The organism is Dokdonia sp. LLG6352-1 (genome assembly GCF_045055815.1).
Lineage (GTDB): Bacteria > Bacteroidota > Bacteroidia > Flavobacteriales > Flavobacteriaceae > Dokdonia > Dokdonia donghaensis.
Genome location: NZ_CP159329.1, coordinates 68,520 through 92,280 on the forward strand (window position 1 = coordinate 68,520; position 23,761 = coordinate 92,280).

At 33.9% G+C, this 23,761-nt stretch carries 23 protein-coding genes; all 23 read right to left on the reverse strand.

All coding sequences use genetic code 11. The features are described 5' to 3' along the window. Position 1: 1 nt before the first annotated feature. Positions 2 to 1,033: an exostosin family protein gene (locus ABVM49_RS00275; RefSeq protein WP_405202551.1), complete on the reverse strand. Its 1,032-nt coding sequence runs from the start codon at positions 1,031 to 1,033 to the stop codon at positions 2 to 4. Further along, positions 1,030 to 2,496, reverse strand: a complete 1,467-nt coding sequence (locus tag ABVM49_RS00280; protein ID WP_405202552.1) for a glycosyltransferase family 2 protein — start codon at positions 2,494 to 2,496, stop codon at positions 1,030 to 1,032. The genes ABVM49_RS00275 and ABVM49_RS00280 overlap by 4 nt, the downstream gene beginning before the upstream one ends. After that, complete coding sequence (locus tag ABVM49_RS00285; protein WP_405202553.1) at positions 2,493 to 3,635, reverse strand: glycosyltransferase family 4 protein; 1,143 nt, start codon at positions 3,633 to 3,635, stop codon at positions 2,493 to 2,495. Before ABVM49_RS00285 ends, ABVM49_RS00280 begins: the two co-directional genes overlap by 4 nt. Beyond that, on the reverse strand, positions 3,635 to 4,453 hold the full coding sequence (locus ABVM49_RS00290; RefSeq protein ID WP_405202554.1) for a hypothetical protein: 819 nt from the start codon (positions 4,451 to 4,453) through the stop codon (positions 3,635 to 3,637). The genes ABVM49_RS00285 and ABVM49_RS00290 overlap by 1 nt, the downstream gene beginning before the upstream one ends. A 56-nt stretch (positions 4,454 to 4,509) precedes the next feature. Next, positions 4,510 to 5,943 (reverse strand): MBOAT family O-acyltransferase, encoded by a 1,434-nt coding sequence (locus ABVM49_RS00295; RefSeq protein WP_405202555.1) that lies wholly within the window; start codon positions 5,941 to 5,943, stop codon positions 4,510 to 4,512. Next, positions 5,943 to 7,343 (reverse strand): UDP-glycosyltransferase, encoded by a 1,401-nt coding sequence (locus ABVM49_RS00300; protein WP_405202556.1) that lies wholly within the window; start codon positions 7,341 to 7,343, stop codon positions 5,943 to 5,945. The genes ABVM49_RS00295 and ABVM49_RS00300 overlap by 1 nt, the downstream gene beginning before the upstream one ends. Positions 7,344 to 7,345: 2 nt before the next feature. Then, positions 7,346 to 8,221 carry an N-acetylneuraminate synthase family protein gene (locus ABVM49_RS00305; protein WP_405202557.1) on the reverse strand — a complete coding sequence of 292 codons (876 nt, stop codon included), beginning with the start codon at positions 8,219 to 8,221 and terminating at the stop codon, positions 7,346 to 7,348. Next, positions 8,214 to 9,377 carry a cytidylyltransferase domain-containing protein gene (locus ABVM49_RS00310; RefSeq protein ID WP_405202558.1) on the reverse strand — a complete coding sequence of 388 codons (1,164 nt, stop codon included), beginning with the start codon at positions 9,375 to 9,377 and terminating at the stop codon, positions 8,214 to 8,216. The genes ABVM49_RS00305 and ABVM49_RS00310 overlap by 8 nt, the downstream gene beginning before the upstream one ends. Positions 9,378 to 9,510: 133 nt before the next feature. Beyond that, a complete protein-coding gene (locus tag ABVM49_RS00315) occupies positions 9,511 to 10,389 on the reverse strand; it encodes a glycosyltransferase family 2 protein (protein WP_405202559.1) in 879 nt (292 codons plus the stop codon). Next, positions 10,389 to 11,543, reverse strand: a complete 1,155-nt coding sequence (locus tag ABVM49_RS00320) for a glycosyltransferase family 4 protein (protein ID WP_405202560.1) — start codon at positions 11,541 to 11,543, stop codon at positions 10,389 to 10,391. The genes ABVM49_RS00315 and ABVM49_RS00320 overlap by 1 nt, the downstream gene beginning before the upstream one ends. Next, positions 11,540 to 12,712 (reverse strand): glycosyltransferase family 4 protein, encoded by a 1,173-nt coding sequence (locus tag ABVM49_RS00325; RefSeq protein WP_405202561.1) that lies wholly within the window; start codon positions 12,710 to 12,712, stop codon positions 11,540 to 11,542. Before ABVM49_RS00325 ends, ABVM49_RS00320 begins: the two co-directional genes overlap by 4 nt. Then, positions 12,709 to 13,656, reverse strand: coding sequence for a glycosyltransferase family 2 protein (locus ABVM49_RS00330; RefSeq protein ID WP_405202562.1), 948 nt, complete (start codon positions 13,654 to 13,656; stop codon positions 12,709 to 12,711). The genes ABVM49_RS00325 and ABVM49_RS00330 overlap by 4 nt, the downstream gene beginning before the upstream one ends. 6 nt (positions 13,657 to 13,662) lie before the next feature. After that, on the reverse strand, positions 13,663 to 14,391 hold the full coding sequence (locus ABVM49_RS00335) for a hypothetical protein (protein WP_405202563.1): 729 nt from the start codon (positions 14,389 to 14,391) through the stop codon (positions 13,663 to 13,665). Positions 14,392 to 14,435: 44 nt separating this feature from the next. Beyond that, positions 14,436 to 15,506, reverse strand: coding sequence for an acyltransferase family protein (locus ABVM49_RS00340; protein ID WP_405202564.1), 1,071 nt, complete (start codon positions 15,504 to 15,506; stop codon positions 14,436 to 14,438). Between the two features lies 1 nt (position 15,507). After that, positions 15,508 to 16,290 carry a glycosyltransferase gene (locus ABVM49_RS00345; RefSeq protein ID WP_405202565.1) on the reverse strand — a complete coding sequence of 261 codons (783 nt, stop codon included), beginning with the start codon at positions 16,288 to 16,290 and terminating at the stop codon, positions 15,508 to 15,510. A gap of 5 nt (positions 16,291 to 16,295) precedes the next feature. Continuing rightward, positions 16,296 to 17,156: a glycosyltransferase family 2 protein gene (locus ABVM49_RS00350; RefSeq protein WP_405202566.1), complete on the reverse strand. Its 861-nt coding sequence runs from the start codon at positions 17,154 to 17,156 to the stop codon at positions 16,296 to 16,298. Beyond that, positions 17,156 to 17,935 carry a glycosyltransferase family 2 protein gene (locus ABVM49_RS00355; protein ID WP_405202567.1) on the reverse strand — a complete coding sequence of 260 codons (780 nt, stop codon included), beginning with the start codon at positions 17,933 to 17,935 and terminating at the stop codon, positions 17,156 to 17,158. Before ABVM49_RS00355 ends, ABVM49_RS00350 begins: the two co-directional genes overlap by 1 nt. A 22-nt stretch (positions 17,936 to 17,957) precedes the next feature. Next, on the reverse strand, positions 17,958 to 18,899 hold the full coding sequence (locus ABVM49_RS00360; protein WP_405202569.1) for a glycosyltransferase family 2 protein: 942 nt from the start codon (positions 18,897 to 18,899) through the stop codon (positions 17,958 to 17,960). Beyond that, entirely contained in the window at positions 18,896 to 19,855 is a 960-nt protein-coding gene (locus ABVM49_RS00365) for a glycosyltransferase family 2 protein (RefSeq protein ID WP_405202570.1), read from the reverse strand. Before ABVM49_RS00365 ends, ABVM49_RS00360 begins: the two co-directional genes overlap by 4 nt. 4 nt (positions 19,856 to 19,859) lie before the next feature. Further along, positions 19,860 to 20,636, reverse strand: a complete 777-nt coding sequence (locus ABVM49_RS00370) for a glycosyltransferase family 2 protein (RefSeq protein ID WP_405202571.1) — start codon at positions 20,634 to 20,636, stop codon at positions 19,860 to 19,862. Then, positions 20,637 to 21,512: an FkbM family methyltransferase gene (locus ABVM49_RS00375; RefSeq protein ID WP_405202572.1), complete on the reverse strand. Its 876-nt coding sequence runs from the start codon at positions 21,510 to 21,512 to the stop codon at positions 20,637 to 20,639. A gap of 4 nt (positions 21,513 to 21,516) precedes the next feature. Then, the gene (locus ABVM49_RS00380; protein WP_405202573.1) at positions 21,517 to 22,809 is read right to left on the reverse strand and encodes an ABC transporter ATP-binding protein; all 1,293 of its coding nucleotides are present in this window, start codon (positions 22,807 to 22,809) and stop codon (positions 21,517 to 21,519) included. 77 nt (positions 22,810 to 22,886) lie between these two features. Continuing rightward, positions 22,887 to 23,759, reverse strand: a complete 873-nt coding sequence (locus ABVM49_RS00385; protein WP_405202574.1) for an ABC transporter permease — start codon at positions 23,757 to 23,759, stop codon at positions 22,887 to 22,889. Between the last annotated feature and the right edge of the window lie 2 nt (positions 23,760 to 23,761).

Genomic DNA, 23,761 nt, shown 5'->3' on the forward strand with positions numbered 1-23,761 from the left:
ATTATATAATACGTTTTAAAGAATGATATAAATTGCAAAAAAAACGATCTCTTACCAAATAATCTACATATAATTTACGATTAGACTTTTGCAAGGTTGCAAAAGAAACTTGATCATATTTTTTATGAAAAGCCAGTAGCGCTTCCTCTATATTATCTTCTACACTTAATTTACAAATATGTTGCTCCCAATTTATTATACCTTCAAGTGGCAAGTGGCAATCTGTATCTATTAAAACTGGTATACGACCACAGGCTAGGGCTTCATAAAATCTTACAGAAAAATTACCTGCTCCTCTTAGGCAAAAGGTATAAGGAGCGCCGTTTAAATTTTCAAAAAACTCTCTTGATGTCTTCTGTCTTTCGGCTTTAGATCTGGCACCTGCTCTGTATTTTAATCGATATATAAAACTGGTCTCAACACGATCAAATTTTTCTAGTTTCTTCAGATATTTATAACGTTGCAAAGCAGCATAAAAGACCTTTTGAAAATCTGTTTTATCTTTAAGAAAAGCTCTTAGCAGGTTTCTTTTTATAACAGACATTATAACACGAGATCTCTCTAGATAATTCTTTGAAGCAAAGCCAGTAAAAGAAATTTGAGGTAAACTTGTATAGTTTATTACTTCTCCAGAGACCTCGTCTCGATCTATAGGATCATCTATAAATGCTGGTATAATTACAGTCTGCTTATCGTTGTGACTTTTAAATCCTGCATTACGCCATACAATGACATTATCATCATTAAAGGTTTTACCATAGTCACCACCAGAGTAGACCATTATTTTCTTTTCAAATTTTAAGGCGGTGTTGTATAAATCTCTGTAATGCTTTTTATAACCTCTTTTATTTACGAAATGATAGTTTATAGGAAATAGAAAAACATCAGCACTTTCAGGGGTATCTACTAGACTGTAAAGCGCTAAGACATCTTTATGAGTCTTCTCAAAATAGTACAAATCAAATATTAAGGGATGCGCTATCCCTCTATTTTCTGGAGTGAGAAGTGAGTTATCTGTATATATTTTAATCATAACCTAGACGCCCATTTTTCACTTTGTACCCAGGCTTTTTTAAATCTCGCTAAGTGAGACAGAGGGTTCTTAGTTTTAAAAAATCCAAATGTTTTAAAGAATTGAACAACCTTATACCCCTTTACTTGCTCTAAGGTGTAATTTTTCTTCCTGAGATACATTATTTGAGGAGAGGGCTTTGGAGTTAAGGCTTCTGTGCTCCAAGGAAACTTGTGCGGACTTCTAAAACCACCTGTAGGAGCTTTGAGGTGTAGTATCTGTATGCTAGGTGCATATATTACATCCTTACCCATATTACGCACCTGCATTCCATAGTCCACATCTTCGCCATATCCATTTTCAAAAGCCATATCAAAGGAACATTTACTGTATATATCCCTATGTACAATAGAGCAGCCCGACCCAAAAGATTCCCATTGTTTATAGGTTTTCATTGTCTCCTTTTCACCCTTTTGTAAACAAGCAAACGTAATACAAGTTGCTTTGGTTCTTTTTATAAATGTAGTTACCTCATCAATAAATGTTGACTCAACACGTACATCATCATCAAAAAATAATAACCAAGGAGCAGTAGCTAGTGACACTGCTATATTTCTTGCTCTACAAGCCCCCGCAATGTCTAGTAGTTTATGAACTATAGTGAAATTCCATTTTACATCATTTATGTAATAAAGTTTTGATTCTCTATCCTCACTAGGGTTTTGCTCTATTATAATGACTTGAGATGGAGGATTTGGTTGTTTATTTAAGTCTTCTAAAACGTCCTTAAGGTATTCCTCCCTACCTATCGTAGGTATAATGACACCGTATTTAAGAGGTGCATAATCTTTACAAGAATCAACCTCTTGCAAAGACTCCATATCTAAGGATAATGAACGGGTTTTGTAAAATTGCGCTTTCGCGAAAGCGTACAAAGGCATTCTTTTATCATAGTACAAATGGCACAACAGCAAGTGTAGCGTCCACCTTCTTTTATAATGCTGTTTTACAAAACGATACAGAAGTTCATTACTAAAAGATGACACATCATTAAAAATGGGAATTTGATAATTGAGTACTCCAAGTGGCATTGTAAGCTTTCCTAGAGAATTTATCCAATACAAATAATCGCCACTTGGCTTAATCTGATTTGCAACCTGATTAATTAACGATGCGTGAATAAGCAAAGCGGTGGTTCCCTTTTTCCAGGTTGGGTACACCACCCTATTATTTGTAGGTATAAATGGTTTATCCTCTACATAGCCAAAATCTGAATTAAGTGCATTATATGATGAGACGTAATGATTTTTGGACTTGAAAGATATTGCTTGCTCTAAAAAACGTTCTATATCGCAACCAGCCTTATATATTATAAGAAACTTATCAGGATTATTTTTGGCAATTGTGTAGATACAAGCGACAATAGCATTGCTTTTTCCTTCATCACTCTTAACCTTACTACCATCGTGTTCTATAAAAATCATAGGCTTATGACTTTATTATAAAATGAAACATTAGTCTGAGCAATGTGATTTATATCAAATCGTTTTTCTATAGTTTCTCTTGCGGCTTCTGTAATTTTCATTCTAAGAGCATCATTTTCAAACACTGTGCTTATAGTGTCCACGTAGGCATCAATAGCATCTGGATGATGCATAAAACCATCCTTACCGTGTTCTATAAGGTCTTGTGCCCACCCTATATTAGTATTAACCACCACCTTTTGCAAAGCCATAGATTCAATAGTCACCATACCAAGTGTTTCTGCAAGAGAAGGAAACACGCATATATGTGCTTTTTGTATCTCTTCTTTAACTTGGTCATAAGGTACTTTACCTAAATAAGTAATCGCCTCTCTAGCTGCAGGGCTCATCATCTCTTGCATTAATTGCCAAGTAGAAGCACTACCGGTTTGTACATCATAACTATCTGCCCCTATAAAATCAAGTTTTGCAGTGGGATGCGCTATTATGATTTTATTAAATATTTCTACTAACTGAAACACGCCTTTCTTTCTAATAAGTGTGCCGATATTAAGTAAACGTTTAGATATAAATTCTTCTGGATAATTATTATTGAATTTATCTAACTCCAATCCATAATGGATAATTTTAAGTTTTGATAACGGCTGTTTGAAGAGCTGTATACTTTTTTTACCCGCAAAATGTGTAGGTGCAATAAATGCTTTTGCTTTTCTTACTGCTCGTTTTTCAAAGAAAGCATTTTTCCATTTTTGTGGTCGTCCCTCAATATGACAGAAGTAGGTATCACTTCCGTGAAAACGTATTACAAGTGGCTTTTTAAAGTTCATAAAGGCAGTGATTCCTGTCCAATCTGGTGCCTCGATAATATCGACATCACTACTATGCTTATTTATATACTGCTCTATATGCTTTCTATAAAAATAGAACCCTCCTATCTTATAATGCTTTTTGCCAATCAAATGAAAAGTCACCCCATCTTCAATAAAAGTGTCCGTTTTATGTTGATCATAAATAAATAAGCTGATTTTATGCCCCATTTTACAAAGAGCAGTCACAAGATTTTTTATACTCGTGCCCATACCGCCAGAATTGCCTAATTCTGGATGGGGATACTCTGGTGTGATGTAAGCAATGTGCATTAGTCTATAAGAATATCTTGGGTTAAAATCTTAGTAAATTGCTTCGCACCTTTTTCATTGAGATGACCACAGTTAACATAGTACTCAGAATTAGCATCAAATAGTTTAGAATAATCTTTTAAACTTATATGACGCTCCTTAAGTGTTTTCAAAAAAGTATTTCTATTCTCTCCATTTTTACAATAAGGCGCTGTAAACAAAATAAGTTTATCCTGCTCTACTTGCTGTACTATGTCCTCTAATGCTTCGTTTGTACTTACAATACTATTAGGGAAATGACCACTTATATGACTCCCTACTCCTTGCAAAGGTGAAAAGCCATTCTCATAGTTTACTCTTGAAGGTTTCCTTAGGTATTGCATAAACGTCTCTCTAAAACCTATTTTACTATCATTTACCACGTACCTTAAAAAAGGTACTGAGTAATAATCAGGTAAGCCTAAATCATCGATAATATTTGGAGGTAGGTTATTACTATTTAGAAAAGGCATAAATGATGCTATAAATGAAGGTGAATGACCCTTAAAATTATAAATGTAGTCTACTTGAACAAAAAGCTTTTCAAAGGAAATGCTATTCTGCTTGAGAAGTCGAACCAATATTTTATAATCATTAAGTCTTCCACCTTGAATTCCTAAATTTATACAGCTTTTACCTGTTAATTTTTCTACAAGCTCGCAATCTATATGATTCTCTGTACGAGAGCTACCTAAAAAAATATAATCTATATGAGATTCTTTCATATTTGCAACTAGTTGCACCTTATTTCTAGGCACTTCATTTTGATATGCTTCCGTATAAATTGCATCTAAAAGCAATAATAATACTACTATAATTATCGAGATTACACCTATATATTTGAAAAAGCTCCTCATTAAAACTGAAAATATATAAAGTCGTTTGGGTTGGAATATGCCCCTTGAGTAAAAATTAATAGTAGTATAAAGACTAATTTCACAAACTTCCACTTGCCTTGAAAAGGATGTTCATATCTTTTGTGAACCCACTCTATTATTATAAAAATAGCTATTAACAACAATAGCTCTACTGTATATCTATCATTTGATATAAATTCAATATCAAAAGTTAAGTCGGTAAAAAGTCTATACAAATATCTTCCAGCTATTTTCACCCCATCTGCTCTAAAAAATACCCAGGCTATACAGGCTAGAATAAATGTACATAGCATCTGCAGTATCTCTTTAAAATTAGGCAATATAGTATTATGTGCAACTTGATCTAGATTCTTTCTATTAGATTTAGAGAGTAGTATGGGTATAAAAAATAACGCGTGCAACGCTCCCCAGAATACAAAGGTCCAGTTTGCACCGTGCCAAAGGCCACTCACTAGAAAGATTATAAGTACATTTCTCAATTGATTTGCTTTTGTTCCTCTTGACCCTCCCAGAGGAATATATACATAATCACGAAACCAAGTAGATAAAGAGATATGCCACCTTCGCCAAAACTCAGCCATATCTCTAGAAAAATAAGGGTAGTTAAAATTGCGCATCAAATCAAACCCAAGTAATCGGGCAGAGCCTATGGCAATATTTGAATACCCCGCAAAATCTCCATAAATCTGAAAAGCAAAGTACACCGCACCAAGGGCCAAACTAAGCGAATTAACCTCTTGATAACCTCCAAAAATAGCATTTACATAAGGAGCACAACTATCTGCAATAACAACCTTCTGAAATAAACCCCAGATAATAAGGTTAACACCTGAGATTGCTTTTTTCTCATTAAATACTCGCTTCTTTGCAAACTGCGGCAATAAATTTGTGGCGCGTTCTATAGGACCCGCAACAAGCTGCGGAAAAAAGGATACATAAGCTGCAAAATTTATTAAACTTGATGTAGGCCTTAATTTCCCTCTATAAATATCAATTGTATAACTAAGTGTTTGAAAAGTATAAAAAGAGATTCCTACAGGTAAAATTATATCCAGCGTACTTTTATGCATTGAGACTCCTAATGTATCGAAAGCCGAAATCCAACTATCTACAAAAAAGTTATAGTATTTAAAGAACCCTAAAAGCCCAAGATTGATAGTTAAGGATACGATTAAAAGTCCCTTTTTTCTTGTTTGAGAATGCTCTCCAGACATTTTAAGCCCCACAAAATAGTCTACAAGTGTGCTGAAGGCTATTAGCGCGAGAAACCGCCAGTCCCACCATCCATAAAACAAATAACTTACAAGAAGAACAAATATGTTTTGACCTTTTACAGTGTTCTTTAATAAGAACCAGTAAATCATAAAGACTAGTGGGAGAAAAAAGAGATATTCAAAAGAATTAAAAAGCATTAATCAAGAATTTGATTTATCCCTTCCCAAATACGTTCACTTGCCTTCTCAGGCTGTTCTGGCTTGTTTACAATCCCAAACCACTTCTTAGTAACAGGCACTGGATTACGACTACCATTAAGTAAGCCTTTAATTCCATCGTAAATTTCTTCTTTATTCATTGCCCAGGTAACGCTTGTATTATAATCTGGCATCGAGCGGAAGTGAACATATTTATAGTTCTGTCCTATATCACGTATTCCTTTTTTAAGTTGTGGCTGCTCGTAATTAGGGTAAATAGTAGGCTTATCGTGAGCCACAAAGTCAAACACCATACTCGAGCATATGTTTACCACAAGCTCACAGTGGTGACAAGTATTAACTAATAAAGCAAAATCTTCTTTGGTAGGCATTACTTGATTCCATTGACTCCCCATAGGTTTCCACAAAGGATCTATAGGTGTTATGACATCACTATAGTTTGCCAAAACCTCATCATATCTACCCGAAAAGTCAATAGGCACCTTTCTATATACAATAGCTACATCTTCACCTTCTTCTCTCAACTTGCGTACAGCAATTGCCGTGTCTTCTAGATAATATTGATCCAGTGGTGACGTGGTTTGATCATCCCCAGAAAAACAAATGTATCGTGTCTCTTCGCTAAGGTTATGCTCTAGACAAAATTGCTTTCGCGAAAGCAATAAATCCTTATCATAATGAGGCTCAAACTGCGGAGTCCCTGTTACAAATATCTGCTCTTCTCTCGTTTTTGGATAATACTGTAAGAGCTGCTCCTTCATCAACTCAGACCATACAAAATAGTAATCTGTTTCTACCGTAGTCATTCCCTTAGGCAGGTTATCCCAACTGTATATCCAGCACGCCGTTTTTATCCCAAGATCCTGCGCTGCTAGTATAGGTGCAATGGCCTGTGTAGCCCGCTGTGTGGTGCAAAAAACAATATCTGGACGGTGCTCTTCTAGTTGTGCTTTAAGCTCCTTGTAGCGAACAGTAGATCGTTCGGCGGCTTGCATTTGGTTCATTATGCCTTGCCAACCCTTCGGCGTAGCACTAAACGTTTCGTGATACTTTACAAAAGCACTTTTTAAGGCTTTCTTTATACCATCCCACTGCAATGGAAAACGATAGGTGGGATAGACATTATCCTTTTCACGCTTTCGCGAAAGCGCAAGTTCCACCCTTTTTCTAGCGTGACTAAGTGTAGGCGTTTTAGGGTGAATCCTTGTGTTTTCAATCACCACTTCTTTATAACCCAGTTCCTTTTCCAACGAAAATATGGTGTTATTCCAATATGTGATGTCAAATCCTTGTGCCTCTCCTACTTCTTTGAACTTAGTAAAAGCAAAGTTGCGCAGGCCTACACCATCTGGAAAAAGAATGAAAACTTTTTTACCCATTATTATGCTTTACGATACTTAAGCTTATCGCGTTGTACTTGCTCGATAGGCAAGATATCTGTCGCTTTATAGTCTAATGCTTGATATACTGCTCTCAAGTCTCTCGCAAGCTTACGCATACCAGCTGGCTCTAGTGAGGCACTGTGATCTGTACCCTTCCAAGTACGGTCTAATGTATAATGACGTTCTACTATATTTGCCCCTAGGGTATAAGCAGCAACATCTACAGCAATACCTAGATGGTGACCAGAAAACCCAATGTGTTTTACACGATCGCCATACTTCTCTATGAGTGTTTTAATATCTAGCAAACACACATCTGGAAAGGGTACTGGATATCCAGACGTACAGTTATAAAGCACTAGGTCTTTACCTCTGTTATGCTTTTCAAAAAATTGTACTAGTTCCTCTATCTCATCTCTAGTAGTCATCCCAGTAGAGCAGTGTATCTCACCTTTGTAATTCTCGCATAACCACCCTAGCATTTCGTAGTGGTTATTACAAGCACTTGGTATTTTTATGAACTCAGGATGAAGTCCTGCTATTTCCTTTGCACTCGTAGTATCCCAAACCGAAGTCGCATAGGTAATGCCTAACTCTTCACAAAAAGTCTTAAGCTCTGCGTGCTGGTTTACATCAAATTCTAAAAACTCCCTGTGTGCCCCATACGTATCTCCATATGAATTTATAGGATTAGGGTGTGGAGCTTCATATTGCTCCTTAGTGAGCAGTTCTATATTGTGTCGCTTTTGAAATTTTACGGCATCTACCTTACAAAAGATAGCGGCTACTTTTATCATTTCTTTTGCTATCTCCATATCACCTTTATGGTTACCACCTATCTCTGCAATGGTGTACGGAGCTTTATAATTACTCATATCTATTGTTATATTTTATAATAAAGTCACAGGCCTCGCGTATCGCTCCCTCTGCGCTATTATTTTGTAGTATTACGTCTGCGTGGTTTTTGATAGGCATTGTTGCATTAGCCGGAGTAAATGACCATCCTGCTGCACAAATATTTGCCATATCATTTACATCATCACCTATGTAAGCAATATTTGAAAAGGACAGGTCTCTATCAGTTACGATTCTAGAAAGCAAACTGTATTTATCTTTTACGCCCTTAAAGACGTCTTTAATTTTAAGCTTCTTCATTCTAGAAGCCACAATCTGCGAATCTTCAGAGGTCATTACCATCACCTCAACATTGTATTGTCCCAATATCTCTAGTCCCATACCATCACGCATATCAAACTTTTTCATAAGTTCGCCCTCTGCGCCATAATAAATACAACCATCTGTAAAAACGCCGTCTACATCAAGTATAAGATGCGTGATTCGATTACTTTGTTTCTTAGTTTTTAAACGAGCAGCTAGTAACTCTTCTACTATTTTCCAGTCTGTGAGGGTATCTATCTCTGTGAGGCTATCTTCAGGCATTTGCACTGTCGCGATGTTACCGCTTATTCTGTTTTTGCTTTCGCGAAAAGCGCTACCTGTAGTCACATAACAAGCTCCATTTTCTATAAGTAAGCCTTCAAAATCTTGTCTACGTGGGCGATTAAAAACGTCATAATTTTTTGGTGTACCGTCTTCATACCAAGTAAAACGATGCGTATTTACAACCGTAAGTGCCGAATCATAATTTGCCCCCGATCGCACTTTATCTAAGCACGCATTTATATCTACCGAAGTAGTAAAAGGAGAGGTTGCTTGCAGTAAGCATAATATATCAAAAGGCTCTTCTAAACCATTTACAAACTCTAGCATTCCCATCTCTGTAGAGGCTGCATCTGTAGCGCTTTCTTCACTACGTTTTACGGTCTTTACCTTGTCTGTCCAGTGGTATTCCTTATGAACAAAAGTGATGATATCATTATCATCTGTAAAAATATAAATTGTGTCTAATTGAGATGCAATTGCCTCACCAAGCGCCCAGCAAAATAAAGGACGGCCTAGCAGCTTCTTTTTATTTTTACCTGGTATGCCCTTTGAGCCTTTGCGCAAGGGGATAAATCCTATTTTTCTCATTGGTTGGGTTTGAGTTAAGAACTATTTAACAAGCTCTACATAGTTGGTCGATAAAAGTATATATTTTTCGGTTAAAAGGTAAGTGTTTCTTATTGAATTATGCTCCCAACTGTAGATGGCTAGTCATCTAAAATTAATACTTGAGAGGTGCTAATTTATCTTTATGGTTGATAGTTTGCTGGTTTACAGGCGATCTATACTTTAAGATTTTTCTAAAATTTATACAAGTACGCCCACATACTTTCATAAAAGACATAAAATAAGTTGTGTCCTTTATTGCATATTTTCTAAAATTATGAAAAAGCGTTTTTGCTATTTTTAACGCTGGTTTTGGGTAGTATACTAGGTAAAAACTTATGACATTCTTTAACTGATGTTCAAATCTAAAGTAATTTCTTCCCATAGACTTACGCTTCTCAACATCTACTCTATGATTTACAATAAGGTTATAATCATAAATAATTTCATAACCGGCATCTAGTACTTCTATGGCTACGGCAGACTCTTCTCCGTAAATATCCATCCATAGCGGAAAACCATTTGTAGCATTGTATGCTTTTTTACTTACTGCAAATCCACAACCTACAAAATCATTTGTAACATAGGCTTTTCCGCTGCGTTTTACTGCAAGGGCATCTACATCTGCACTATATATACCACGAACTTCTTGAAAGGCAAGAATACCGAGATCCTTGTTTTCGCGAAAGCGTATTAAAACCTCTTCTATAAAATTTGGGCTTATGGGGTGTGCATCATCATCAAGACCTATAAAAATGGTTCCACTGGCTTTTTTATATAATATGTTACGAGCGGATGAGGCGCTATAGCTCTTCTCGCTTCTGCTCCATTGCACCCATTTATACTCATTAATGAGTGGCGATGTTTTCTCGCAGCCGTCTATATGTACCCACACCTCCTGGCTAGCTAGATCTATAATATCTGCCAGCTTATCAAGTGTAACTCTAAGAGCTTTTGGTCTGTTTCTGGTTACAATTAAAAATGAAATATCCATTATGAAAGTTGCTTATTATACACCTCTTTGTATAAGGCTATAATCTTTGGTTGTAAGGTACTTCTACTATAGTGATCTTGTATAAATGTAGTATTCATTTTTTGTGCTCTGGTTCTTAGACTTTCATTAACTAGTGCTGCCTCTATGTGATGGGCAATCTCTATGGTATCTAGTGGGTTTTTAATAAGAAAGCCATTCTTACCATCTGTTATTACTTCTTGGGTAGCTCCCCCAGGATTAGATTGTATAGGGAATGCCCCCATAGCCATAGCTTCTAAGAGTGCATTAGGCATCCCGTCTGAAAGACTGCTAGCTATATGTATAGCACTCTCCCCCATCATTTTGAGTAATTCTTCATTGTTTACAAAACGATAACGAGGATATAAACGTACCTCTAGATTTTTAAAAAAAGTAGCCTTATTTACATACTTTTCAACAATTTTATCAGCGCTATAAATTAATATTTTGAAGATCTTTAATATATCGTAGGGTACAAGCTCTAGTGCTTTTAAAACAACAACAGCTTGCCCTACGCCATCATCATATCCTTTTATAATGATGTTTTTTCTACTTGAAGTAGCTATGCTCGATTGTTCCTTTATTGATAATCCTCCATTACCAGGGAAAACACCTAAAAAATGTCCCTTAAAACCATTTTGACGAGCGATTTCTTTATCTCTATTACAATCTGTCACTAAAAAATCTACTCTGCCTAAAAAATTATTTACCTCACTGTTACTCATACCGAGGCGTTCATAATCATAGAGGTCACTCCCCCACGACGAGTAAATGAGTGGTACATTTATGTCTTTTACTATTGAGTAAATAGGTAGGCCTGAAAGTTGCATCTCAAAGCAATGTATTATATCGGGATTTATAGTTTTTAGCGCTTTCGCGAAAGCGATATCTACTGCATTTTCATTAAGTTTTTGAATATACTTATACGCCTTAGGAAAATACTTTTTTACACGTGATCGTAGTGGAAAATCGTATCGAAGTCTCCATCCCTTTATTTGAGTTACCCAAGGGATTTTTTGAGATGACGGACCACTGTCTGTAATATCAAACCAATAGACTTCATACCCAGCTCCTTCAAGCTGGTTTACCCATTGAAAAAAGTGATGATTCGGTATGGCTACGGTTAGAATTTTCAAGAGAAGATTGATTGATATGATTTATTAAACTTCTCAATTCCAAAATGAGCATATGCATATTCTTTTGACTTTTGGGAGAGCTTTTGTTTTTGTGATGGCTTTTTCCAAAGTTCAAGTAGTGCATCTGTAAACGCTTGAACTATTTTATCTTCTTCAGTTTTATCAATTAATATTCCATTATTATATGAAGTGATATGCTCCGAAATACCACCTACATCCGTACATAAAGGTATAACTCCGAAAGGCATAGCCTCCATAAGCACCATAGGAAAACCCTCTGTGGAAGAACATATAATAATGACATCTAATGTACTATAGAATTGATGTAAATCTTCTTTAGACTTTATTGCCCCTAATGATACAGTATTTGAGTTTTCTATACGATCCTTGTAGGGAGTCATACCAGAGCCAGCCATAACAAAAGAAATATGAGCTGTTTTACTTTCAAACATTTGGGCAATTTTTAAAAATAACCAAGGTCTTTTTTCATCAGACCATCGACCTATAAAACCTACATTAATTTTAACTTTTGACTTCTTGGACAATTTCCTTACTGCAGAAAGATCTACACCGTTAGATATAACTTTAATATTCTTATTAAAACCTAAGAGGTTAAACTCTTTATATATTTGACACAAATCTATTCTAGCTTTATTGTTAATTACAATACGAGTGTCTATGTATGATGCACTTTCAGCCAATGGCCTAATCATACTATCGCTTGGTGCGATTGCGTGTATCAAATCAATTCTATTTTTACTATCGTCTAACAAAGGTAAAATGTCATAAAAGTATGTAGTATTACAGCCCATTATATGTGATGTAACATTACTTCTATTTATTGTATGTGCTATTATTTTAAATAGGAATCTGTTTACATAGGGACTCTTTTTGTTAATAATACTATTAAGCTCAATTATGGACGAGTGTTCACGAAAGCGAGACAAAAAATGTTGTGTTGCGGACAGATGTGTAAATATAATTGTCGTTTTTTTATTTTTTATTGCTCGCACAATGTCAAGATGAACCTGCTCTGCTCCGCCAATATGATAGTAGGGAAGAAAGAAAACTACCTCTGAGTTTAATATAACTTGAGTCTTAGCTATTAAAAACTTTAATAAGTTTACATACCCCCAACAAGTCTTAATAATTTTTTTTAGGTAATTCATTCTAGACTGGCAGTTTGATAATTGCCTAATTTTCTAGTAAAAAATCTAAATGCAATAATTAGATACACTCTCATCTTTAGTTGTATTGCTAGCCAACTACTTATAACTTTTCTAGCTTTAAAAACGCTAATGAGCTCTAAATTTTCTTTGATTAAATTTTGTTTTCCTGGTAGAAAAAAATCACGATACCATATTTTTAGATAACCTTTTAAAAGTGGTTTTAAATACTCTTTCTTAGCGTCTAGTAGGGTTTGAGTTATATCTGGAATAAATAGGAGCAAGCTTCTATAATACTTATTTGATATTTGTGTCCAATCTGTAATACTCGGGTAATAAATACTATCAAATTCTACATTATTTATGACTTTATAATTATCTCCAGATTTAATTAATGCTCTAATCATAAGCTCTGGATCATTAAGCCTTGGGTAACCTTCTTTAAAGCCACACAGAGATCTTAAAAAGTCTACTTTCCAAATAGGGCACATTATGGACCAAGGAAGTTTATAACTCAAAAAATCTTCTAAGTAGGTTTTAGTTGTTGTTATGTCCTTCTTTTGAATGCTACTATTTATAAAAACACCCATCGGAAAGATTAAAAAATCCTTGTTTTTTTCTTTTTTAAAGTTGGCTAATCTTGACTCTAAACAATGAGATTGCAATATATCATCAGAATCTAGAAAGATTATAAAATCTCCTTTTGCTTTTTCTAATCCAATATTTCTGCAGGTTGGAGCTCCTTTAATCTTAGTTACATCTCTTTCATATACTCTAAACCTATTATCAAGGCAAGCGTTATTATTAAGAATGTTTATAGTGTCATCTGTAGAGCCGTCATCAACAACTATACATTCCCAATCTCCATAAGTTTGCAAAATCAAACTATCTAAAGATCTCTGGACGATAGATGCACGGTTGTATATGGGCATAATAATAGATACCATAAGGACTTAAATTGAGGTTGCATATTTATATTTTTTGGTAGCAATTAACAAAACTTCCTTATTGCCTCTAAAGGTGTTCTTAAAAATCGGTATCTTTTTTGCTTTGAGCATTTTCAGCAATTCGCCACTTGTGTCTCTTTCACCTTGACGTTGATGATCATCAATAAGTATAATAAACTCATCATTTGGATCAAATTTTTGAGCCAGTGTAATAATATCATTTCTAGAGTATCTTTTGCTCCCAAAGGGTCCATCTACAATATATAGATCATATTTTGAGGTTACTTTATCTAGGTTTTTATAACTGTTAGTTATATAACCGTAAACCTCTTTTTCTATCATATCCAAAACCTGAACTTCACACTGATTTGACAATGAAAACTTACTCAAAAAAACCTCTTTCCAATTTTCATCTTGCTCAATTATAAGATGTTCACATTCTTTATCATAATTATCTATGTAGGTTGATATAAACTTACTAGATTCACCCAACCCAAATTCTAATATCTTATTAATATCATAATCAAAAAGAATTCTATTGAGAATATAAAAAAACGAATAATTACCAGCCCATCTTCCTACGTTGAGAGATAGATTTTCTAATGGCTTTTTTCCTTTAATGCTATCGTGAAAAATATGAGCCCACTCCAACTCCCTTAACAAACTATTATTTGCAGTTAGCAATTCATTATTAGCTCTAATTAGCCTATTAAAATTTTTAATCTTTTGGAACATATGATATGGATAAATAACAATTTACATTATCAGTACGACATTACCTAAAAAAGTCTTCGAGAGAATGATTTTAAATCTACATCTAGTCCTTTAAGTAATAAAGCTCTCTTCTCTATAAGATGCCAAGATAAATAACCAAACAAAATTGATATAGATATTGAAAGAATAATAAAAACCGCTATACTAGGTCTATATAAGTAGATTAATAATTGTTGTACTGGAAATGCATAGATATAGATACCATATGAAGGATCTCCAAATTTTGAAAAATTAGAGATGTACTTAACTGGAAGAAAACCTAAACCAACAATAAATGGAGGAAATAAGATGTGCTTTACTTGATTATATAAGCCTATCTTAAAGAAAACTAGTATTATAATAAACAGTAAACCAACAAGCATTTTACTATTCCATTTTGTAAAGTCTAATATTGCAAGTAAAGATCCTACCACAAAAAAACTTCCAAGGTTTAATATATGCAAACCTTGCATACCTAAAATCTTAACTCCTCCAAATGTATCAATCCATAAGTGATACATACTTAACATTACCAATGCTATGAAACTAATGACTATTGTTATAAAAATAGGTCTACCTTTTATAAAAAACAGGAGAGCTATGGCTAAGTACAAAGAAAACTCATACTGTATGGTCCATAGTGACCCATTTATAGAGTGATAAGAATTCTCCTCAAAAACTCCAGAAATAACGCCCTGAAAACCGTATAGTGATAAATTATTAGGAAGGTATGTCCAAAAACTAGAATTTAATAATAGTGGTGTTTTACCTTCATATACCAAACCTACAAATAAAAGTGATAAAAGTAGTACTACTAGTAAAGCCGGAAAAACTCTTAAAACTCGTTTTTTTAGATACTCATAAAAGTGACTACTTCGTTCAAAACTTTTAAAGATAAAATACCCACTTATTACAAAAAAACCACTCAAACCTATACTAGAAAAACTAGCTTGATTATTAGTAATATGCTGTAATAAATCTTGTTGACTTTCTAAACCCGACAATGCATATGAATGTGTAATAATCACAAATACCGCAAACAGAAATCGTAAAAAATCAAAATTATTTACTCGGCGAGAGCTAAGATGGTTTTGCAAACTAAAATTTTTTAGGTTTATTAATTATAAACTTAATAGTATGGATATAACGCCTAAGAGTATACCAAAGATCAACTAACAGCCCTACTTTAAGCCTAAAACTCGTTGCAATAAATCCCTTTGTAGCAGATAAGAAACTAACATCTTGATGCCACAGCTGATAATTACCTATTAAATCATTTTTAAATCTAAAATAGAGTTGCTTTTTAGTTCTTTTTATTTCATAGTGGAATATGGAAGGAACAAAGTCAATCTCATACCCTGCTTTTAGAACTCGGGTAGACCACTCTTTATCTTCAAAAGTGGCTACGTTTTCATTAAAAGGAATAATTTCCCAAACAGACTTTTTAAAGGCAGATCCAGAAAAAATGAGGCCTGCTTTATTTGGGTCCTCATTCGCACTTACCTCGTTTATATAGCTTCTATAATCGCTAGAACTATGTAAACAACGAAGCCCTGCGAGCTTATCATTATTTTTAAAGCGTTCTTTAATAAGTTTAAAAAAGTCGTGACTTACTGGGTATGAATGAGCACTAAAGATTACAATAATAGGATGGCTTGCTTTACTAGCTGCAAAGTTTGCACTACCGCCATAAGAGAACTGCTCAATACTCTCAAAACGACAGCCATATGTTTCAGCCACTTGTTTACTATTATCTGTAGAGAGATTATCAATAACAACTATTTCATTAACATCCTCTGCATACCTAGCTACTAGATTTTTGAGTAAAAACGTAAGGGCGGTCTCTTGATTCTTATTTCTTATTACAACAGAAATTTGCATAGTAATTACCCTTTATTTTTAGTCTTCAAAAGCCCCAACAACCTAAAAGGCTTTAGTAAAACTTTTCCTAATTTATACTCTAAACTATTTTGTAAGCGTTTCTCTTTTGCCCTGCTTACCTTAAGGTGGTAAGTAAAAACTTCTACACAGTTTTCAAAATCTTCAATATAAAGTTCTTTATGCTTATTGATAATGTACTGTTTTACAATTTCTGTGTGATTATTAATTGTAGCTACAAGCATAGACTTCTTTGCTTTCCTATAGTAAAATAAATATTCAGGAATTATTTTATATTTCCACTCAGATTTTGTGATTGCAATCCAAAACTCCCAATCTTCAAATCCTTTTTTCATAGACTCATCATAGCCTCCCACTGCTTTCCAGAGGCTCTTCCGGTATAACGATGTAGCAACTAGTTGATTGACATAAAGTAAGTGTTTATAACTATCTCCTTTAGGTTTTAATTCATTAACAATATTACTTATTGTTCCATCAAAGAACTTACTATAACAGGAAACTACAGCCACATCGCGATTAGTTTCAAGAACTGGGACAAGTCTACTTAATAACGCTTTATGTAAAACATCATCTGCATCTAGTGGAAGGATAAATTCTCCACGACTTATCGCTATACCAGCATTACGAGCGCTAGATAAACCACCATTAGTTTTTTTTATATACTTAAACCTTACATCTTTTGCACACCACTTTTGAGCTACTTCTTCTGTATTATCTGGGCTACCATCATTTACTACAATACACTCCCAAGCGTCAAAAATCTGATTTAAAACAGATTGCAAGCTGTCATTTAAAAAATGAGCCTGGTTATAACAAGGTACTATTATAGAAACTTTAGGGCTATTCATTAAAATTTGTTTAGAAACTTAAGCTTCACTAGTAGACTTATAATCCTTGATTTTTTAAAACTATTAAGTGTTTTTCTCATATGTAAGGTATCATTAACATCTTGATAAAATGCTGTATACTCCTTACTCAAAACTTCAGTACGCTCATTATTTTTTAGGTCATAATTTTTTGGATCAGAACTCATTCCTCCTATGTAGAATGTAGTTATAGTTTCAGATACTTTTTTGTAAGATAACTGATATCTACATATAGCATCTATAAAAAATTTCCAGTCTGATACTATCTTAAAATCTTCTCTGTAGGTTCCCGCTTTCGCGAAAGCGGTCTTTTTTATAAAAGTAGCTGGGTGTGGTAATGTATCTTCTACAAAATATGAAAATGACAAACAACTAGGATATGTTTTTATAAAATCACGCGAACCTTCTATCACGTGAAGGTTAAAATAAATTATTTCCTTATCTGATAAATGAGTTGAAGCGCGTTGTAAAGACTGCTCATTTATAAAATGATCACCTGCATTAAGGAATAGCAAGTACTCGCCTGAAGCCTGCTCAATCCCTTTATTCATAGCATTATAAACTCCCTTATCAGGTTCACTCAACCAGTGTGAGAAACTATCCTTATGTTTTTTTATATACTCAACACTTGCATCTGTAGATCCTCCATCAATGATGATATGCTCAAATTCTTGAAAATTTTGAGTATGCACGCTCTGAACGGTTTTTTTAAGACCGTTCAGATCATTGAAATTAACTGTGATAATTGAGAGTTTGGGCATTTTAATATGATAATAAGCTAATTCAATTATACAATCTTGAAAACAAGCTTTTTCTTAATCTCACAATTGGAAAATACTTTATAGCTAGGACAGATAACATTAACCGTGGATTTTTGAAAATAAAAGTAAGCCAATACAGAGAGTAAGCTCCAATTGTCTTTTCTTGTTCAAACTTATAGAACCACTGCCAGTTTAATAAAGTATCTATTTTGTTCTTTTTTAAATTGTTTTTTAATGCCCAACTCACAAGTGATTCAAAAAGCTTAGGATTATATTGTTTATACATATCACTTTTTATAAAAACATTTTCTGTATGTATTCCTCTTTCGGCAACCACATCATAAATAGATGAGGCTACAAGCCTTTGTTTAAGAGCCAGCTTAAAAATAAGATCAGAATCTTCTGCGACTACTAAATCAGTATTGAAAAGACCTATAGATTTAAAAACGGAACGTTTAAGAGTCAGTCCATTCAAATGTAAATATCCTAGTTTACTAGAAATTATATTTTCAAATAGTTCTTCAGGTGATACGGGATTCTTTAAAGTTGCAATCTTCAAATGTTGTTCATCACTCGGTTTTATATCTCTATACAAGGTATAACCTACAGAATTATAAGTACCATCTATAGATGCGTCCTGAAGTAAGACGTTATCTTTTTTAAAACGATTTGCTAAGTAAAAATCGTCTGCATCCAAAAATGCAATATACTCTGATGATGACTTTATTATACCCAAATTTCTACTTGCCGATCTCCCTCTATTTAACTTTCCTGGGTGATGAAAAATTTTTATTCTTTTATCACCCTTTTGCAGTTCTAATGCGACTTTGTATGTATTATCTGTACTACCATCATCTATGATCAACACTTCAGATACTTCGTCGAGTTGAAGTGTTGACAAAATGGCTTTCTTTATAAAATCTTGTACATTAAAAGCTGGTATAATTACCGATACTGAAATCATAACGATTTACTTTTAATTAGAAGGGTCATTAATTGTTTTCGTCTACGCACAAGAGGAAAATATTTTAAACTCAAATAAGAAAATAAAATTCTTGGTTTAACAAAAAAGAGAGCCATCCAGTATTTGATTTCTTTCAGCATTCCCAATTTATCTTTATGTTTTAGAAGCCATAACACTTCCATAAGTTGATCAATGTTACTTAATGGGATGTTATTTTTTGCTCCCCAAAATATTAGAGACTCATAGAGCTTGAATCGATATTTTTTATAAATATCAATTCTATTGAAAATATTACTATTGTGAATTCCTCGCATTGCGACAGGCTGGGATATGTGACCTGTAATCAGTCTTCCCTTTAAAGCCATTTTCCAGAATAAATCTGTATCCTCACTAACTACAAGCTCATTATTAAAAAATCCCGTTTTTAAAAAAATTGACCTCTTGACAGTTAAACCATCTATTTGGAAATGACCATACTTACCGTTTAATAAATACTTAAATAACTTATCTGGTGGTATTGTTTTTTTTACTCCATATAATTCCTGTTGTTGAGACTTTTTAATCAATTCTTTATTGTAATATATAAATCCAACTGCATTATATACTCCATCACAATCAGGGTCATTTTTAAAAATTTTGATGTCTTTCTTAAATCTATTTTTTAGATAAAAATCATCTCCATCAAGAAATGCGATATAATTTGACTTTGAATTTAAGAGCCCTAAATTTCTGCTTACAGACCGTCCCCTATTTACCTCACCTAAATGATGAAGTATTTTTATTCTATTATCATCTTTCTGTAGAAGTTTTAAAATATTTTGTGTGTTATCTGTGCTCCCATCGTTTATTACAATCACCTCTCTAACTTGTGACTGCTTAAGGGCTGATTGAATTGCTCTAGCGATATAGTCTTCAACATTATAGGCAGGTATTATTACGGATATTTCAAATTCCATTAATTCAAAACTTATTTAAAACTTTAAAATACTGTAAAACTTTTATCGTTTTGGACTTTTTGAGATTTCTTATAATACGCTCTAAATAGAATCTATATCTTATATCCTCTAATAAAATTGAAAACTCCTTTTCAAGTACTTGATTTCTTTCGGCTTCCATCTGATTTCTATTTTTTGGATTTGTACTAATCCCTCCTATATAAAACGTAGTAAATGTTTTATCTAGGTATAAATATGTTGCATTGTATTTGCAAACAGCCAGGAGAAAAAATTTCCAATCTGCTACAATTTTTAAAGATTCATCATAATAACCAAATTTCTTAAAAACTTCGCGCCTAATAAATGTTGCCTGGTGTGGAGGTACATTATCATAAAGATATCTAAAACTTAAAATTTTAGGAGGTTTATTAAGATATTCTTTAAAATTGTCCTTGACATTAATATTTGAATATATAAAATCTACTGAATATAAATCTTTAGACACATTTTGCAATGAGTTGTTACAGAAGAAAACATCTCCACTGTTTAAAAATAAGAGGTATTTACCCTTTGCCTGTCGAATACCTTTATTCATAGCGCAATAAACACCACTGTCTGGTTCGCTTATCCAGTAGGAGAATTTATCATTATGAGTTTCCATATAATCTAGGCTACCATCTACAGAGGCACCGTCTATGATTATGTGTTCATAATCTGTAAAAGACTGTTCAAAAACACTCGCACAGGTCCTTTCAAGACCAACTCTGTCATTTAAGTTGACTGTAATTATGCTTACTAACATCTATGCTTTTGTTTTTTTTGCAATGAGGTTTGTATAAGGGTAACTAAGTCGCATTGCATCCGGTAAAAGGGTGCCATTTTCGATTTTATACCACGAGTACCCCATATCTAATAATACATTATAGATATCTTGGACCATATAACCAGCATTAAAAGTATTCTGCTCCGTAAACTCGACCATTACAGTAGGTGCATAATTTTCAAAAAAAGATTTCCCTCCCTTCAACGTGAATTTTTCCCACCCTTCTACATCGATTTTGACTAAACTCACTTTAGTTTTATCTACATCTTGAAGCTCACTATCCAGGGTACTAACAGGTACATTAATGCTCTCTTGTAATTTATTATCGTGACTAGGTGCTAATGAGTTCCAGGCATCGTATCCATTATTTGAAATATAAAATTTCATTTCACCCTTGGTATCAGAAAGCGCTAGTTGTCTTGCTTGAATGTTCTTAAATTCATTTAAGATAATATTTTCTTGTAATCTAGAGTAAGTTAGTGGCGTTGGCTCAAAAGCAATGACTTTACCAGTATTCCCTACTTTTTTTGACGCAAGTAATGAGAACAAACCTACATTAGCTCCAATATCAATAAAGATATCTCCTTCTTTAAGAGTAGATTGTAAAAACTTCATTTCATCAATTTCAAAACCTTTATAAATTGGCTTGGACAAAACACTGTCCTTATATAGGTTTATCTTTACTTCCCCCTGCAAGTTATACTCAAAAAAAACAGCATTATTAAAATGCTTGTTCCACATCTCCTCTTCTTCTCTTTTCTTAACAACGCTTCTTTTTACATCTATTTTTTTTATATAGTTTTTTAAAACTTTTGCTAGTCTATGAGCAACTCTGTATGGTATATTTTTGAACATTGTACTACTGTAATCTATAATTTTGTTCCCAATACAGAGATGGCATAATAAGTCCAGGGCGCTCCTCCATATATATCGCATTTACTCCTTCTAAATTTTGAACTACAAGCTCTTGACCTATGCTATCATCAAAGACTATCCATCTTCTATTGTGAATACCTATGGCTAGCTTTATAAAGTACCTACCTTTTCTCAGTAAATTTGCCGGTATTATGCCCTTTATTTCGTAATCACCAGCTTTCATTTGCACTATACTATCCTTTTGGTCATCGTGATACGATCTAAAAAGTAAGTGATTTGTACTCATATCAATCACATCAAAACCTACTCTAAAACCGTCGAGAGCTTTAATAAGGGCAAATGAAAAGGTTAATTCAACATCTTTTTCACTGTAATATATACCATTGTTTGAACCCTCTTGAAAAATCGTGAAACTTTTTAGTACGAACTCTTCATCTGTTTGATGCTCTATAAATTCACTTATGCCATCCAGTTCACTATGATTAGTATCTTTCAGATAAGTTTCAACTCCTTCCTTTGTAGGACCATCGTAATCAACACAACCATCTTTTAAGACTATGCACCTATTACATAATTGTTGTATAGTTCCCATATTATGACTCACTACAAGAACTGTTCTGCCTCCAGATTGAGATATATCCTGCATCTTACCTATCGCCTTCTTTTGGAATTCTGCATCACCTACTGCTAGTACCTCATCTACCACAAGAATATCAGGTTCTAAAAAGGCAGCTACCGCAAAGCCTAGCCGCACACGCATTCCACTAGAGTATCTTTTTACAGGTGTATCAATATACATCTTACAACCTGAGAAATCTACTATCTCGTCTATTTTACTAGCAATTTCTGCTTTAGACATTCCTAGTATAGCTCCATTGAGGTATATATTTTCACGACCAGTAAGCTCTGGATGCATACCCGTACCTACCTCTAGAAGACTGGCTATACGCCCCCTAGTTTTTATACTTCCTTGAGTGGGTCCAGTAACTCGAGATAAAATCTTTAAAAGAGTAGACTTCCCTGCTCCATTTTTACCTATGATTCCTAGAATCTCCCCTCGTTTTACCTCAAAATTTATATCCTTTAATGCCCATACATAATCAGAACTTTGTGATGCTTTTCGATCATTTATTGCTCCTACTTGAAGATAAGGGTCTTCTTTTCCTCTTATTTTATGCCACAATCTATTAATATCGTGACTTAACGTCCCAGTCCCTACAAGCCCAAGCCTGTATTGCTTTGCTATATTTTCGACTTTGAGGATGATATCATTCATTAACTAAAATATTTTTCCACCTTTCAAATCTCTCCTTTTTATTGTGGATACTGACGCTTTCGCGAAAGCTAAATAAATTACACTGTATCTATAAAATTGCGCTCGGTACGATTAAAAATTATAAGTCCTACTAGAAAACATATAACGCCTATTAAAAGACTTATTCCCATCATAGCAAAATTGACTTGCGCCGTACCCAAGAGCAGATTTCTATATAACTCTATCGTTTGTGCTATAGGATTATACTCTATGAGCCAATAATACTCTGGCAACTTTGCTCGCATCTCTTCTAGAGGATACATAACTCCGCTTACATACATAAGTAGGTTGATACCAAAGGATACCAATATCGTCAAATCTCGATACTTTGTCGTAAGTGCACTTAAAATCATCCCAACTCCCAGACCTATGAGTGCCATATTAAAGACTAATAACAGACTCAATAAAAAAAATGGAGAAGGTGCTATATCTATCCCTTTAAAGAAAACAAAATAGAGGTAAAATAAAACAAAGATCAATACCTGTATACTATACTTAAAAAGGCCAGAAATAACTCGTGAAGCCGGTACTATAAACCTAGGGAAGTATACTTTTCCAAAAAGCCCAGCATTTGCCGTAAAGGTTGTGCTACTTGTTGTAAGACACTCCTTAAAATAATTCCATAAGGTTATACCAGCTAGGTTGAATAAAAAAGCCGGAACCGTACCAGTACTCACGTTACCTATATTATTAAAAATAAGCGTAAAAACAATACTGGTAAACAATGGCTGAATCAAGAACCATAGCGGGCCAAGTATAGTCTGTTTATAAACTGTAACGATATCACGCTTAACAAAAAGCACTAGGAGATCTCTATAACTCCAAATCTCTTTAAAGTTAAGATCAATAAGTTTGCCTTTAGGCTTAATTTCATAAAGCCAGCTATCTTCTGTTATCGTATTACGGCTCATAA

Excerpts from the sequence above, each read along its gene's own strand:
- ABVM49_RS00275 (WP_405202551.1), bottom strand. The coding sequence starts at position 1,033 with ATGATTAAAATATATACAGATAACTCACTTCTCACTCCAGAAAATAGA.
- ABVM49_RS00280 (WP_405202552.1), bottom strand. The coding sequence starts at position 2,496 with ATGATTTTTATAGAACACGATGGTAGTAAGGTTAAGAGTGATGAAGGA.
- ABVM49_RS00305 (WP_405202557.1), bottom strand. The coding sequence starts at position 8,221 with ATGAGTAATTATAAAGCTCCGTACACCATTGCAGAGATAGGTGGTAAC.
- ABVM49_RS00330 (WP_405202562.1), bottom strand. The coding sequence starts at position 13,656 with ATGGTATCTATTATTATGCCCATATACAACCGTGCATCTATCGTCCAG.
- ABVM49_RS00315 (WP_405202559.1), bottom strand. The coding sequence starts at position 10,389 with ATGGATATTTCATTTTTAATTGTAACCAGAAACAGACCAAAAGCTCTT.
- ABVM49_RS00310 (WP_405202558.1), bottom strand. The coding sequence starts at position 9,377 with ATGAGAAAAATAGGATTTATCCCCTTGCGCAAAGGCTCAAAGGGCATA.
- ABVM49_RS00365 (WP_405202570.1), bottom strand. The coding sequence starts at position 19,855 with ATGGAATTTGAAATATCCGTAATAATACCTGCCTATAATGTTGAAGAC.
- ABVM49_RS00300 (WP_405202556.1), bottom strand. The coding sequence starts at position 7,343 with ATGGGTAAAAAAGTTTTCATTCTTTTTCCAGATGGTGTAGGCCTGCGC.
- ABVM49_RS00385 (WP_405202574.1), bottom strand. The coding sequence starts at position 23,759 with ATGAGCCGTAATACGATAACAGAAGATAGCTGGCTTTATGAAATTAAG.
- ABVM49_RS00285 (WP_405202553.1), bottom strand. The coding sequence starts at position 3,635 with ATGCACATTGCTTACATCACACCAGAGTATCCCCATCCAGAATTAGGC.
- ABVM49_RS00360 (WP_405202569.1), bottom strand. The coding sequence starts at position 18,899 with ATGATTTCAGTATCGGTAATTATACCAGCTTTTAATGTACAAGATTTT.
- ABVM49_RS00345 (WP_405202565.1), bottom strand. The coding sequence starts at position 16,290 with ATGCAAATTTCTGTTGTAATAAGAAATAAGAATCAAGAGACCGCCCTT.
- ABVM49_RS00325 (WP_405202561.1), bottom strand. The coding sequence starts at position 12,712 with ATGAATTACCTAAAAAAAATTATTAAGACTTGTTGGGGGTATGTAAAC.
- ABVM49_RS00335 (WP_405202563.1), bottom strand. The coding sequence starts at position 14,391 with ATGTTCCAAAAGATTAAAAATTTTAATAGGCTAATTAGAGCTAATAAT.
- ABVM49_RS00370 (WP_405202571.1), bottom strand. The coding sequence starts at position 20,636 with ATGTTAGTAAGCATAATTACAGTCAACTTAAATGACAGAGTTGGTCTT.
- ABVM49_RS00380 (WP_405202573.1), bottom strand. The coding sequence starts at position 22,809 with ATGAATGATATCATCCTCAAAGTCGAAAATATAGCAAAGCAATACAGG.
- ABVM49_RS00350 (WP_405202566.1), bottom strand. The coding sequence starts at position 17,156 with ATGAATAGCCCTAAAGTTTCTATAATAGTACCTTGTTATAACCAGGCT.
- ABVM49_RS00355 (WP_405202567.1), bottom strand. The coding sequence starts at position 17,935 with ATGCCCAAACTCTCAATTATCACAGTTAATTTCAATGATCTGAACGGT.
- ABVM49_RS00295 (WP_405202555.1), bottom strand. The coding sequence starts at position 5,943 with ATGCTTTTTAATTCTTTTGAATATCTCTTTTTTCTCCCACTAGTCTTT.
- ABVM49_RS00375 (WP_405202572.1), bottom strand. The coding sequence starts at position 21,512 with ATGTTCAAAAATATACCATACAGAGTTGCTCATAGACTAGCAAAAGTT.